This is a genomic window from Candidatus Galacturonatibacter soehngenii (assembly GCF_008830185.1).
GTDB lineage: Bacteria > Bacillota > Clostridia > Lachnospirales > Lachnospiraceae > Lachnotalea > Lachnotalea soehngenii.
The window spans coordinates 47,367-61,694 of sequence record NZ_WAGX01000007.1 but is presented as its reverse complement, the minus strand read 5'-3'; the positions used below and the strand labels follow the sequence as shown (position 1 = coordinate 61,694).

The following is a 14,328-nucleotide window of genomic DNA, read 5'->3' as shown; positions in this document are numbered from 1 at the left end:
TTAACCCATCCAATCTTAAAGGATTTTTTTTGTATCTAATTTTTATTTTGTTTTTTAGCCGCAAAAACATATAGACCTCCTATAAACGAACCTTATCTAATGTAATCTGTTTATATCCTTTGTTTGCTCTATTATACACCATTTTGGGTATCTTGAATTTACTTTATAAAATTATAATAAATAAAAAATCAGTTAAAAAAACAAACAGAACACAAGTAAACATTGTTTCTGTTTGTTTTTATTATACGATTTGAATTTCATACTTATACTTATCGCTTCGATAGATTGCTTCTGTATATTCAATCGGTATCTCCTTCTCAATATATGCAACTTTTTTAAAGTTTAATGCCAACTGGCTTTCTGGCTGATTAAGAAGTTCTATTTCAAATTCACTTAGTAATTTAGGCTCTATGGTTTCCTTAGCACTGCTTAATTGATATCCGTATTGTTCCCGAAATATTTTATATAGAGATTGACCAAAAATAGTTTCAACAGACATGTCTGGAAATCGGTATCTTGCTAACCATACCGTTTCGATCGCGATTGGCTCATTGTCAATGAGACGCAAGCGTTTTATTGTAATGACATAATCCTTATCTTCTGGCAATTTTAGAATGTCTTTGATCTGATGCGTAGCTTTCTTAATATCAAAGGAAATAATTTTTGAACTTGTTTTATGACCCTTACTTTCCATCTCCTGTGAAAAACCAATTAACTGAGACAACTTTTTATATTGTTTGGGCCTAGCAACAAACGTTCCCCGCCCTTGCTCTCTATATAAAACACCATCACTGACCAATTCCATGATAGCCTTATTTACAGTCATTCTGCTTACCCCTTGCATCTTACAGATTTCTCGCTCTGGCGGAATCAAGTCTCCTGGTTTTAATTGTTCATTTTCTATCATATTTAATATACTATCTTTAATTTGATAATATAATGGAAGTCCATTTTCCTTTAAAACCTTATTCAATCGCTGTCATTCCTTTCATTTGCATCCTAAAATTTTCTTTCATTGTACTATTATAATTCGAAATATTCAATATAGGAAAGTATCTTCCTAGTATTCTCTATCCCCATTAATGCTTCTTAAAAAAAGGGCAACCTAGAATTTAATAAAAGTTGGTTGCCCATTGCTAGAGTATTTATGCTATTTATCTAAGCATTTTTTTCATTTCATCTGCTACAAATTGTACCTTTGTTCCAACAATTACCTGAACAGAGGTTTTACTTGGACGTATTATGCCAGCAACTCCTGCTGATTTTATTTTCTTTTCATCTACTTTTGTATAATCAATTACTTCCATACGAAGTCTGGTAATGCAATTATCACAAGAGGCGACGTTTTCTTTCCCGCCAAGACCTTCCAATACAATACTTGCAATACTTGAATAATTGTCATTTGCAAGAACTGTATTTAGCTCCTCATCACTAATATCATCCTCTTCTCGCCCAGGTGTGGCAAAGTTAAATCGAACAATTAAGAATCGAAATACAACATAATACACTATTGCAAACGCTAATCCTATGGGAATAATTAGCAACGGATTTTGAGCCATTGGAGCTTTAAAGCTTAAAACCCAGTCTACCAGCCCAGCACTAAAGTAAAACCCTAATCGAATCGGAAGCATAGCACATACTGCAGCTGAGATACCTGTTAATAATGCATGCACTACATAGAGAGGAGGTGCCAAGAACATAAATGCAAATTCCAACGGTTCTGTAACACCTGTAAAAAATGCACATAACGCCGCAGCTCCTAGAAGTCCAGCAGCCACTTTTTTCTTTTTTGATTTTGCAGTATGATACATTGCAAGTGCAGCGGCTGGTAAGCCAAACATCATTACAGGGAAGAAGCCTGTCATATACATACCTGTTTGACCTAATATACCACCTTCTGCGGTTCCCCAGAATTTATGCAAATCATCAATTCCAGCTGCATCAAACCAAAAAACAGTGTTAAGTGCATGATGCAAGCCAAGTGGAATTAGCAAACGGTTCAAGAAAGCATAAATACCAGCACCGATTGCACCTGTAGAAACAATACTAGTTCCAAACGCTACCAAAGCACCATATATGTAGGGCCAAACAAAAAATAATACAAAAGAAGCCAATACTGAGATGACGGCAGTTACAATTGCTACACAACGTTTTCCACTAAAAAAAGAAAGAGCATCTGGAAGCTTCGTATTCTTAAATCGATTATAAGCAACTGCTCCAATGATACCTGCTAAAATACCAATAAATTGTGTTTCAATTTTGTCAAATGCTGCTGGTACTTCTTCTATTGGTATCCCTTTTAAAAATGCCACTGAACCTTTTGATAATAGTGTTGTTATCATTAACCAAGAAACAAGTGCCGATAACCCCGCCGTTCCATCGTTGTCATCTGACATACCAACTCCAACACCAATTGCAAATAAAATAGCCATATTATCAATTAACGCCGATCCTGCTTTGATTAAAAAAGCGGCAAATGCACTGTTTGCCCCCCAACCTATCGGATCAATCCAGTAACCAATCCCCATTAGTAACCCCGCTGCTGGTAGACAAGCAACTGGAAGCATAAGAGATTTTCCTAGTCTTTGTAAATATTTCATCATTTTGATTCTTTCCCCTTTCCTCATTCCCCTTATCGCTCTAGCTTCGATAAGGACATTATTATAATTTATTCTCAAGCATATTCGCTTTTTGAATCAAAATAAATAACAAAGTTAAGAACTCAAACCTATTGATTGAAATAATTTAAACAATATTTGACATTTTTGGTATATACCATTTCTACAATTATACTTTAATCATATTATGGGCACAAGCATTTTATACTATATATTTTATTTTTTCATCTATATGCTAGTCATATTGCACATAATAAATAATTTTAACAACACAATTTTTATATACCAATTATGTTTTGGTATATATTTTTAACTGATTTTACATTTACACTTGGTATTTTATTATATATAATAAGAATAAATATAACTTTAAAAAAAACAAAAGGAGAGTGTACCATTTTGATTAAACTTATCAAAGCACGTGATTATGAGGATATTAGCAGAAAAGCTGCCAACTTAATATCTGCTCAAATAATATTAAAACCAGATTCTGTTCTAGGTCTTGCCACTGGGTCTACTCCAATTGGTATATACAATAAACTTGTAGATTGGTATAACAAAGGAGATTTAGACTTTTCGCAGGTTCGTACGGTAAACCTAGATGAATATTGTGGACTTTCAAAGGACAATGAACAAAGTTATTGTTATTTTATGAATCATCATTTGTTTTATCATGTTAACATTGATTTAAAAAACACAAATTTTCCAAATGGCATGGAATGCGATGCTGTCAAGGAGTGTAATCGTTATAATCAAGTAATAGAAGATATGGGTGGAATTGATATGCAGCTTCTTGGGCTTGGAACCAATGGACATATTGGTTTTAATGAACCAAGTGATACATTTATTCGTAATACACATCAAGTAACACTTTTAAATGATACTGTTGTTGCAAATTCTCGCTTCTTTGACTCTCTTGATGAAGTGCCTAAGAAAGCTTATACCATGGGTGTTGGACATATTATGAATGCAAAAAAAATAATATTGGCTGTAAGTGGAGAAAATAAATCAGAAATATTAAATCAAGTACTAAACGGACCGGTAACTCCATTGGTTCCTGCTACCATTCTTCAGTTTCATCCTGATGTTACCGTTGTTGCAGATGAAGCTGCTTTGTCTGCTTTGGCTTAATTTTGATTGGAGGAAATGCTATGCTTATTAAAAATGGTTTTGTTTTTCAAGAAAATTCTACCTTTCAACAAACTGATATCTCAGTTCATGAGGAATTTATATCTAATATAACAAGCGATGGTAAAGTAATAGATGCCACTGGCCTTTATGTCATTCCAGGCCTCATCGACATACACTTTCACGGTTGTGTCGGCTACGACTTTTGTGATGGAACGCCAGAAGCATTACAAAAAATTGCTGAATATGAAGCAAAATGCGGTGTTACATCTATAATTCCTGCAAGTCTTGCTTTAAATGATGATGCTCTATTAAGGATTTTTGAGAATGCAAAAAATTATAAGAATCAAACTGGTTCTATGTTAATGGGAATTCATATGGAAGGACCTTATCTATCTCCTTCTAAAAAAGGAGCTCATAACGAGGCTTATTTAAAGACACCTTTTGTAACTCACTTTCGCTCGTTGAATGAAAAATCGGGAAATATGATTAAAATATTATCAATTGCACCCGAATTAGACGGTGCTTTAGAAACCATAGAAGAATTAAAAGAAGAAGTGGTTCTATCCTTAGCTCACACTTCGGCCAAATATTCACAAGCCATGGAAGCCTTTCAAAAGGGCGCAAGCCATGTAACGCATCTTTACAACGCCATGCTTCCTTTCTCTCATAGAGAGCCTGGATTAGTAGGAGCTGCCTTTGATAACCCTGATTGTATGGTTGAATTAATCACTGACGGGATTCATGTATCACCTACCGTTGTACGAGCAACCTTTCAAATGTTTGGTAAAGACCGTATTATCTTAATCAGTGATAGTATGCGTGCGACTGGTTTAGAAAATGGAGAATATACACTGGGCGATTTAGCCGTTACCGTAAAGGATAACAAGGCAACCTTACATGATGGAACTATAGCAGGTTCTGCAACCAATCTTATGGATTGTATAAAAAAAGCAGTTTCTTTTGGCATTTCACTGGAAGATGCTGTTACTTGTGCAACCATAAATCCTGCAAAACAGACTAGAATCTATGATCAAGTAGGTAGTATTACTCCTGGAAAATATGCAAATTTGGTGTTGTTAGATAAAAATCTCAATATTGTTTCTGTTATTTTGAAGGGAAATGTACTTGAATAGATCCTAGTCTCCTATTCAAAGAGGCTCATTATTTTTTAATATATTCCAAATACTAACGGCTACTAGTACTGTAAAAAAACCTCCTACAACTAAAACATTTGTTATAGGGTAATAAAAGGGGCCGTCAAATTCAAAACGATATGGTGTAAGTAGCTGCCATATATTAAACTGCTGCAAAGGCCCCCAACTGCTAAAACGATTTAGCATATACTCTATTAAACAAATAAAAATACCCCAAGCACACGCTGCCATGACAGTTTTTGTTTTTCGTGAGCACACTAATATGAAAGCCCCAATAATGATTGATGCAAAAAACAGTGAGAAAATTGCAAATAAATAGTGTTGCCAAACAGCCCATGATATTACAATTTTCATTTCACCTCCAATCTGTAAAACTGGTTCTTTCCAAGTGGAAAATGGTTGAATTATCCCCACAATCACAGCAGTTATAATATGATAGGAAAGATTTAGTAATATCAAATAATATGCTACGGCAATTAACCTACACAGCCTGCGAATATACCCTCCATAATTACATGAATCTGGCATTTCCCAAATATGATACTCTGTCTCTTCTGCAAACATCGGAGAAAGTACAAAAAGCATATGGAGAAGAAGAAAAACAGGCAAAATAAAGTTTACCAATTCCAAAGCCGCAGAATCAAAGTCACCAAGATAGGTTTGACGAAATCCTTCTAAAATAACAATTAATATAGATACTAGGGCATATAACCCAGCACTAAACATATTAACAGGATTTTTTAACAAGTATTCCAATTCATATCTTGTAATCTGATGTATGACTTTTGGATAAATCAATTCTTCACCTGCTTTCGCACATAGCCTCTATAGCAAAATACAAGCGCCAAAACAGCAATGAAAATATGAAATACAATGTTTAAATAATGTGTTGGAACTGCAAGGCCAAAGAGATTTGCAAATCGCCCTTTTGCTCCAAAATCACCCATAGATTGCAGTAGAAATGGGCTTAATTCCGCTGGAAGAGAAAAGAGTGTGGTAACATTTCCTGAAAAGTTAATCATTTTAGCCAATAAAAACGTCGCTCCATAATAGCTACCTGACAAAAAGAAAGGAAGTAAAGCACTTTTAAAGGATACCGAAAAAAACATCGTCATACTAGCCATAACGAATGCAGTAAGTAAGGAGCCACCTAATTGAATACAATAAAATTCAATCGCTGACCATGTATAAGGTGTTAATTTAAATCCAAACAAACTTACAAGCGATATATCATTGTAAGGTAATCCGTATACATATCCTGTTACGACAAGGCAAACAATCTGAAATAAAATAACACAAAAAAAGCTATACAAGACTCCAGCAACAAGCTTACTAACAAAGATACCTTGTCTTCCTTTTTTTGCAGTAAGTAATGACGATTGTGTTTTATTCACGTATTCATCTGAATAAATACCAGCAAGCCCCAGTAATATTAAAAGTATCGTACTGCTAGGAATTAACCATCCAATATTAATATTTATAAATTGATTCCATCTTCCCAAATTCAGCTGTATAAAGTTCGCCTTTTTGAAACTTTCTAAAATTTTAGTCTGTACCAAATATTCAAATCCATTTTCTTTTCCATTGGCAATTAAATCCATTATTTTTTTCTCAGTATTGCTAATTTCATTGATGCGGTCATCTTTACGTTCAAAATAGTTGCAAACTTTACTGGCTAAATTATTTTCCAAATAGACAGCTACTGTTCCTTGCTCACCCATCCTTTCATCATTCATCACTGTACGATATTTTTCTATATACTCTATGACAGATGAAGGCAAATACTGTTTTATTTCACTATAGGCAGCATTATATTCATTGTCTTTAACGACTTTATACAATTCTGGACTTCCCATTGCCTGTTGAAGTTCATTTTTAAATGGTTCAAAAGAATATTTTACGGATGTGTATTCTTTCATCTGAAGTGTGATAAAAGAAAAAGCCAAGGATAATATTAAAAGAAAAATCCAAAGGTATTTTTTTGTAATAATTTTATAAAGTTCACTTTTTATAATTGTCATATTCATTTATGTAATCCTCCAAAATAATAGGTATATACATCCTCCAAAATAGGTTGAATCAATACAGCTTGAGCCAAAGGCTTTTTATCACTAATTATTCTTACTTCCATGCCGTCGCTTTTTTGCATAATGTTACCGATTCTGTGTTGATGTTTTACTTGATTGAATTCTTCTTGAGATAAAACTGCAGACCACACCTTGCTATTTACAGAACTAATCAAATTATCGGTATGCTCCATTTTTAGTACTTGTCCGCCACGAAGCAGAATAATTTGACCTGCAATAAATTCTAAATCAGTTACAATATGTGTGGACAAAAGAACAATTCGATTTCCAGACAATTCAGAAAGTATATTTCGAAACCGAACCCTCTCATAGGGATCTAATCCAGCCGTTGGCTCATCCAAGATTAAAATTTCTGGATCATTTAATAAAGTTTGGGCAATTCCAATACGCCTTAGCATTCCTCCTGAAAAACTACCCAACCGTTTGTTAATTACCTTAGTAAACACTTCCTGTGTTAAATCCTTTGCTTGATGATAATTTCCTGTATTTCTATAAAAGTAAGAAAATACAGCTTGGTAGTTATCTTCAATTAGTGTGTTGAGGGCAGATTTATCACCTTGTTTTATTCTGTTAATTAATTCGGTTTCTTCCAATGCTTAGCCCTCCCACTTCTTCTTTTCTATATATTAAAACACCATAGACATAATAAAAGATATATTTTTTTATAACTTTATTTATTATTTATCTATTATAAAAAGTACAAAAACACCGCAAGTCTCATTTTCTAAGTACTTGCGGTGTTCTTATAGTCAGTCGAAGCGACGGGATTCGAACCCACGACCTCTGCGTCCCGAACGCAGCGCTCTACCAAGCTGAGCCACGCTTCGTTTCTAACTACATATTATAATACAATAAATGTAAATTGCAACTTCAATTTTATATGTTATTCAAAATCCAATTTCCTGCTAAATCAATCCATAGTTGAATCTCTTCTACTACCGTTCCAGTCTCCTCTGTGCCAAGAGAAAGCCCATGTTCTCCCTTCTCAAAGATATGAAGGGCAAAAGGAACCTTTGCTTTTTTCATGGCATTAGCCAATAAAAGAGAGTTTTCAACTGGAACACCTGAATCTTCAAACGTATGCCAAATAAAGGCTTTTGGCATAGTTTCATCCACTTGCTTTTCTAAGGAAACAAGTTCTCTCCAATTTGAGTCATTTTGTCTATCCCCTAATAGATTTTCAAAACTACCTTGATGAGCAAATTCACCTGAGGTAATAACTGGATAACACAAAACCAATCCATTTGGTTGAATCTCTTCCTTTTTATATCCCAATGCACGAAGTAGAAAATCTTTGTTCCAGAAAACACCAAAACTTGCTGTTAAATGACCCCCTGCTGAAAATCCAAGAACAACAATTTTATTTGGATCTACATGCCAGTTGGAAGCATTTTCACGTATTAGCTTCATAGATTTAGCCACCTGATGAAGTGCAGTCGGAAATTCAGCTGGTGCACAACTATACCTTAAAACACATGCATGAAATCCAAAATGATTCATTTGCAGTGCAATTGGCTCTCCTTCTTTTGGTGAGGTTAAGTAATATCCTCCACCTGGACAGATAAGCACCATAGGTCTTACTTTATCAGGATCAATGGTATTATCTATGATATATGTAGTTAGTTCGCCTTGAAAATCTCCATCTTTAATGTCAAACGTTTCATTTCTCATACTTATCCTTCTCCTTTTTTATCTTAAAAATGCAAACGGCTCTTCCTTTTGATTTATAAAATGCATCATCATATAGGCACACATCACAGCAGCCTTTTCTTCCTTTAATATTCTTCTACACTCATCTCTATCTGCAAGTATGACTTCAATATCTTCTGAAGCCTCCTGATATTGATTCGTTGGTTCTCCTGTTAAATATCCAAATACCATGGAACAAGACTCATCCGTCATACCAATGCTTGTGAAAAACGGTCTTGAATATCCTTCTTTTGACTCCAATGGCGTTAATGTAAGTCCCGTCTCCTCATACATTTCTCTAACAGCCGCTTCTACCATATCCTCGTTTTCTTCCACAAGTCCTGCGGGAAACTCATAAATATAATCATCAATCGAATATCGATATTGTCTTACTAATGCAATTTTATCCTTTTTTTCTCCATAAACACCATAGATAATAACTCCATCTGGTTTATTTTCCTTTGTAGACATTTTGAGTAAATTACACTCTTTTGCCCTTGAAGAAAGATAGTAAGGAGCTATTCTTCCATCTCTTCTTTCAGCTTCTAATTCATATAGGTTTAAATATTTATTATCGGTTTGTTTTTTAATATTTTTCACTCGATTCATTTCTAGCATAACCTTTCTTTCTGTCTTTCAAATAATCTTAGAGCTTCATTATCTTCCCAGTCTTATATATAAGACTTATCTACCTTTATGACAGGATAGCAATGTGTCCAATTCGTTTGAATCATAGTTTCAATCTGGCTTTTTACTTCTTCATCACTTAGATGAAATTTAAAAGGTACTGCTGCATCAAAAATAACATTCGTATGTGTAGGACCTTTAATAAGGCGAAAATCATGAATACTAATTTCTGGGCTGATTTCTTTGATTTTTTCTTCAATCTGCTCGCGCATTTTAATCACTTGCTCGTCATCTACCACGATTGGGTCCATATGAATAACTGCTTCGCAACCAAGCTTTGTGTTTAATTCATTTTCAATCCGATCAATCGCATCATGCAACTTAAAGATATCTCCATCTCCAGCTACCTCTCCGTGTAAAGAAATCATCAACCTACCTGGTCCGTAATCATGAACGATTAAGTCGTGAATGCCAGATACTTCTTCGTGAGACATTACTATTTCTTCAATTTGCTGTACAAGCTTAGGATCTGGTACCTGACCTAGTAATGGTGAAAGTGTATCTTTGGCGGCATGATAACCAGCATACAAAATAAATATCGCAACTACCATTCCGCTCCATCCATCGATTAGAACTCCAGTTTTTCTCATCACAATCATAGACAGTAAAACAACCAAGGTTGCAATCGAATCCGAAAAACTATCAATTGCTGTTGCTTTCATTGTCTCTGAATCTATTTTTTTACCAATTTTCGTGTTATAGATATACATATATAACTTTACACCAATTGAAACCACTAGAATTAAAATAGCAAGATTACTCGTTTCAATCACGGTAGGCGAAAGTATCTTTGCAAAGGAGGATTTTGCTAATTCAAATCCTACTAAGATAATTGCGATTGATACAATAAAACCAGATATATACTCACCTCTGCCATGTCCAAAAGGATGTTCGGCATCTGGTTTCTTACCAGAAAATTGAAATCCAATCAAAGTTATCACACTAGAACCTGCATCTGATAAATTGTTAAAGGCATCTGCTGTAATTGCAATTGATCCACTTATCACGCCCGCTAAATACTTTATTAAAAACAAAATAATATTAAGTGATATACCAACAATACTGCTTAGTATGCCATATTGTCTTCGCACTTTTTCATTACTGATATCTTGATTTTTAATAAATATTTTTGCCAATAAAGTAATCATGGCTTACCTCTCTTATTTATATTATTGAAATAGTTCATCTCCACTTTTATATCCAAACCCTGGATGCAAATCAAATTTAACACCACCAACTACTGCTTTCCCCTTCACTGCTTTGCTAATCCTAGCTATTCCTTCATTTCCAAAACCTGCGCACAACTCAATTGCAGTTACACCATGCTCGACCAATTCCTTTGCCACTGCCTCTGCCTCTGCATAACTTTTGACTCCTACCACATACAAATGTAATACCGGAGTATCAATATCAGCATTATGTTTTGAATAATCCACTTCTTCTGCTATAAATATAAAAGCTGCTTTTACTTTCATTGTTCTTGTTTCTCCTTTTACATGTACACATCCTTATGAACGCAAATCCACAATACTTATCATTATTATACATGAAAAAATTAAAAAAAGTGTTATTTTCATAAAAGTTTTATGCTCTTGTATCGTTTTTAAAATTGGAGTAATTTCTTTTCCCATTCATTTAATTCTTCAAACTCTTGCTTTTCTTTTATTTCAGCTAATAAAATATTTTTCTCTTCTATTCCTAATAATTGAAATACATATTCATATTCACCTTCATAAAAACATTCGGTTAATAACTCTTTTAGATCAGCCAAACTCCTTACTTTTTTCTCAATCATACAGATTCGCTCTTTAATAGAAAGTGAATTCATAAGTTTAATCAATTCTCTAAGCTTTTCATCTTCCATCTGCATACCATCTATATAAACAGTTTCTTGTATTGCTTCCTCCTGTTTTATATAAAAAAGAAGCTTTTCTAAACAATTATTACTAATAGCAAATTTTATTTCATATGCAATATCATGGATTTTAGTACTTAAATAATCTCTAAGGGAACCATCTTCCTTATAATTTTGTTCCATCAATATACTAAGTGAAGTAGATAACAATTCTTCTATTTCCTGAACGGTCTTAGACTCACAGATTATTTTCACTTTGCTTCTTTCCTCATTTGATATGCTTAATGTAGAAAATATATGATTCACCATAACACAAGCAAGTGAATTCGTTAGTACAATACCTGCAACATTAATTATTAAATCTTTGTATCCATTATGATATGCACGCAATAGAGCTAATATTTCATTTCGATCAAAACCTGATAAAAATTTTTGTTCTAAATAAGTTCGAAGTAAATACTCATAAATCAAATCAATACCTTCTAAATTAGTAGCAGCAAAAAGTAAAGGATAATCAAGTGTTAAAATATGATTGGTTGCATCAAACTCAACATCATATCGTTCAAAAAAACACTTCATTCCTTTCATTATAGTTTCATGGTAACATTCAACATTATAAGCATCAAAGGCGCAAAGAATCGTACCATATAATTTTTTTGCTTTTTGTATTTTTTCCTTTTTATTCTTTAGCCCTGTATAAAAGGCTTCCTCAAGCTTTATTTGATCTAAGTCGATCAGTTCATACTTTTGATTCATGTTAGTATTTTTTGTTAAACTTACAGGCTCATCCTTAATACAATATATAACGGATAACATTAATTGTCTTGCTGTTTGATAGGTTACGGAGGTACTCTCATTACTTGTAAACTTTTTGATTCTTTTTGCAACTATTTTTAACAGCTCTTCTTCATTCATCTTCAACAATTCCCATAAACTCAGGCCCTTTTTCTCTTATTTCACGACAAAATGCTTCCAGACAAGTTCCTTCCAGATAATCCAAATCTCCTTGACACTTCCCATCAAAACATGACTTCATATATGCAAGCAGTTCATCATCTGTTATTTCATCCATGGATTCGTTTTTATATAAATAAAAAATCTCCGTCAACCCTTCTATCATCTCTACGTAATTGTCTTGATAGATAAAAGGGGAATCACAAAACGTAAATATTATTTTAGTAAGGATTCCTTCACCAAATTCAATTCGCTCCTGACTTTTTAAAATTTCATTTTTATTCTTTAGTAATTCCAATCCCTCTTCATTTGAAAGACGAAGACCAAATTTTTGTGTTACATCATTGCATTTTATGATTTGTTCTAATTGATTTTTCTCGCTCCCCATTATAAGCTCAAACAAGCGCTTTTCCTCCATAGAAACACCACCTTATTTTTATTTGCCCTTGATTTTACTCCTTAGAACATAGGGATACAAGACTTGAAAAAATACTGATTTTGTGGTAATATATAAGTGTAAAAAGAGAAAAAATTCTATAATACTTAAGAATTTTTTCTCTTTTTATTTTTACTCAGTATAATTTTATTTAAAATAGAAAAACGCCAAATCTTGTTTTATTTAATTTGGGCAAAATAAAAACACCGCCCCCAAAGCTCTACGTCTTCAAAAACAGTGCTCTAACTGCGCCAACAGGGACTCGAACCCGGGACACCCTGATTAAGAGTCAGGTGCTCTACCAACTGAGCTATTAGCGCATATAATTAATATTGGTTGACTTGTACAACGCAAAAATAATTATATTATATAATATTAAATAATGCAAGTACTTTTTTAACATTTTTTAACCTTTTTTTTACAGAAATAACTTTATTTCCTTGAAACCTGCTTACAAAACAACTATAATAAAATATGTCACTTTTTACTATATATTGCGTTTATAACCTTACAAAGTAAATCAAGGGAGGATTTCATGCACGATATCAAAAACAACAAATTTGAATCCAATAAAAAGTATTTTACAATTTGTATCTACACATTGTTTGTTATACTTATTGGTTCTGTAATCGTTAAATTAATTATGTCCTGGGAGCAAGTTTCTCTTACTTTAAAACAATACACAAATGCACTATCTCCATTTTTAATAGGAGCTTTTATTGCTTATTTAATTAATCCCTTGATGAAATATTTTGACAAGAAATTATTTACAGAACTATTGAAAATCAAATCCCCTAAGAAAACAAAATACCTATCCCTTGCTTTTTCTTATTTATTGGTAATTGGATTATTTTATATTTGTTTTTCTTACATTATACCTCAGCTAATTAAAAGTTTGACCGATTTAATTCAATCCATTCCAGTATTTTATGATAAAATCTACGAATTTTTAAATAACTTAGAAACCAATTATCCTAATATTGATTTTGTTTATATTAATGAATTATTAAATGAAGCTCTTCCAAATGTTGCTGAAACAATAAAAGACTTTGCAACGAATGCAATTCCCCTCATATATTCAACAAGTCTATCTGTGATACGTTGGATACTCAATATTGTAATAGCAATTATTGTTTCGATTTATATGTTATCCGATAAAAAGACATTAATGAAAAATTTTAAACGTTTTATTTTTGCATTTTTTCCTATCAGCTTTACAAATACTTTTATGAAAACATTAAGTGAATGTAATAAAATTTTTAGTGGCTTTATAATTGGCAAATCAATTGATTCTCTTATTATTGGAATTATTTGCTTTATTCTAATGAGTATTTTTCGTATGCCATATCCTCTTATTATTAGTGCTATCGTTGGTGTTACAAATATGATACCATATTTTGGTCCGTTTATTGGTGCAGTTCCAGGAACCTTTATTTTGCTTTTAATTAGCCCTCTTAAGTCTCTAGGATTTATTGTTTTAATTTTTATTTTACAACAATTTGATGGGTTATATTTGGGGCCTAAGATTTTAGGAAATTCAACTGGACTAAAACCACTTTGGATTATTTTCGCGATTACGATAGGTGGAAGCTTTGCTGGTGTCGCTGGTATGTTTTTTGGTGTTCCATTGATGGCAGTCTTAGCTTATTTAGCCAATCAAATTATAGAAAAAAAATTAAAATCAAAAAATATTGAAATTGATGCTTAATAAAATAAA

General features: G+C 32.9%; 14 protein-coding genes and 2 tRNA genes. 3 read left to right on the top strand and 13 right to left on the bottom strand.

The window, feature by feature from the left end; translation table 11 throughout:
* Nucleotides 1-241: 241 nt before the first annotated feature.
* The gene (locus F7O84_RS15100) at nt 242-973 is read right to left on the bottom strand and encodes a GntR family transcriptional regulator (RefSeq protein WP_151147129.1); all 732 of its coding nucleotides are present in this window, start codon (nt 971-973) and stop codon (nt 242-244) included.
* A gap of 181 nt (nt 974-1,154) precedes the next feature.
* Nucleotides 1,155-2,603 (bottom strand): N-acetylglucosamine-specific PTS transporter subunit IIBC, encoded by a 1,449-nt coding sequence (nagE, locus tag F7O84_RS15095; protein WP_192451782.1) that lies wholly within the window; start codon nt 2,601-2,603, stop codon nt 1,155-1,157.
* A gap of 417 nt (nt 2,604-3,020) precedes the next feature.
* Between nagE and nagB the strand changes: the two genes are divergently transcribed.
* Both nagB and nagA read left to right on the top strand, forming a co-directional pair.
* The gene (nagB, locus tag F7O84_RS15090; protein ID WP_151148071.1) at nt 3,021-3,749 is read left to right on the top strand and encodes a glucosamine-6-phosphate deaminase; all 729 of its coding nucleotides are present in this window, start codon (nt 3,021-3,023) and stop codon (nt 3,747-3,749) included.
* 20 nt (nt 3,750-3,769) lie between these two features.
* On the top strand, nt 3,770-4,882 hold the full coding sequence (nagA, locus tag F7O84_RS15085; protein WP_151147126.1) for an N-acetylglucosamine-6-phosphate deacetylase: 1,113 nt from the start codon (nt 3,770-3,772) through the stop codon (nt 4,880-4,882).
* A gap of 15 nt (nt 4,883-4,897) precedes the next feature.
* On the opposite strand, the gene F7O84_RS15080 is transcribed toward nagA, so the two are convergent.
* From F7O84_RS15080 to F7O84_RS15030, 11 genes are all read right to left on the bottom strand, one after another.
* Nucleotides 4,898-5,701: a hypothetical protein gene (locus F7O84_RS15080; RefSeq protein ID WP_151147124.1), complete on the bottom strand. Its 804-nt coding sequence runs from the start codon at nt 5,699-5,701 to the stop codon at nt 4,898-4,900.
* Complete coding sequence (locus F7O84_RS15075; RefSeq protein ID WP_151147122.1) at nt 5,698-6,930, bottom strand: ABC transporter permease subunit; 1,233 nt, start codon at nt 6,928-6,930, stop codon at nt 5,698-5,700. The genes F7O84_RS15080 and F7O84_RS15075 overlap by 4 nt, the downstream gene beginning before the upstream one ends.
* Entirely contained in the window at nt 6,927-7,583 is a 657-nt protein-coding gene (locus tag F7O84_RS15070; RefSeq protein WP_151147119.1) for an ATP-binding cassette domain-containing protein, read from the bottom strand. Before F7O84_RS15070 ends, F7O84_RS15075 begins: the two co-directional genes overlap by 4 nt.
* A gap of 160 nt (nt 7,584-7,743) precedes the next feature.
* Nucleotides 7,744-7,817, bottom strand: a tRNA-Pro gene (locus F7O84_RS15065).
* A 49-nt stretch (nt 7,818-7,866) separates the two neighbouring features.
* Nucleotides 7,867-8,661, bottom strand: a complete 795-nt coding sequence (locus F7O84_RS15060) for an alpha/beta hydrolase (RefSeq protein ID WP_151147116.1) — start codon at nt 8,659-8,661, stop codon at nt 7,867-7,869.
* A gap of 18 nt (nt 8,662-8,679) precedes the next feature.
* On the bottom strand, nt 8,680-9,288 hold the full coding sequence (locus F7O84_RS15055; protein WP_151147113.1) for an NUDIX hydrolase: 609 nt from the start codon (nt 9,286-9,288) through the stop codon (nt 8,680-8,682).
* Between the two features lie 62 nt (nt 9,289-9,350).
* The gene (locus F7O84_RS15050; RefSeq protein WP_151147110.1) at nt 9,351-10,514 is read right to left on the bottom strand and encodes a cation diffusion facilitator family transporter; all 1,164 of its coding nucleotides are present in this window, start codon (nt 10,512-10,514) and stop codon (nt 9,351-9,353) included.
* A gap of 21 nt (nt 10,515-10,535) precedes the next feature.
* A complete protein-coding gene (locus tag F7O84_RS15045) occupies nt 10,536-10,841 on the bottom strand; it encodes a DUF6506 family protein (RefSeq protein ID WP_151147107.1) in 306 nt (101 codons plus the stop codon).
* A 128-nt stretch (nt 10,842-10,969) separates the two neighbouring features.
* Nucleotides 10,970-12,136, bottom strand: a complete 1,167-nt coding sequence (locus F7O84_RS15040) for a DUF6179 domain-containing protein (protein ID WP_151147105.1) — start codon at nt 12,134-12,136, stop codon at nt 10,970-10,972.
* Nucleotides 12,129-12,593, bottom strand: a complete 465-nt coding sequence (locus F7O84_RS15035) for a DUF6323 family protein (protein ID WP_151147102.1) — start codon at nt 12,591-12,593, stop codon at nt 12,129-12,131. The genes F7O84_RS15040 and F7O84_RS15035 overlap by 8 nt, the downstream gene beginning before the upstream one ends.
* A 265-nt stretch (nt 12,594-12,858) precedes the next feature.
* A tRNA-Lys gene (locus tag F7O84_RS15030) sits at nt 12,859-12,931 on the bottom strand.
* 215 nt (nt 12,932-13,146) lie between these two features.
* On the opposite strand from F7O84_RS15030, the gene F7O84_RS15025 reads away from it, so the two are divergent.
* Entirely contained in the window at nt 13,147-14,319 is a 1,173-nt protein-coding gene (locus F7O84_RS15025; protein WP_151147099.1) for an AI-2E family transporter, read from the top strand.
* The last annotated feature ends 9 nt before the right edge of the window (nt 14,320-14,328 follow it).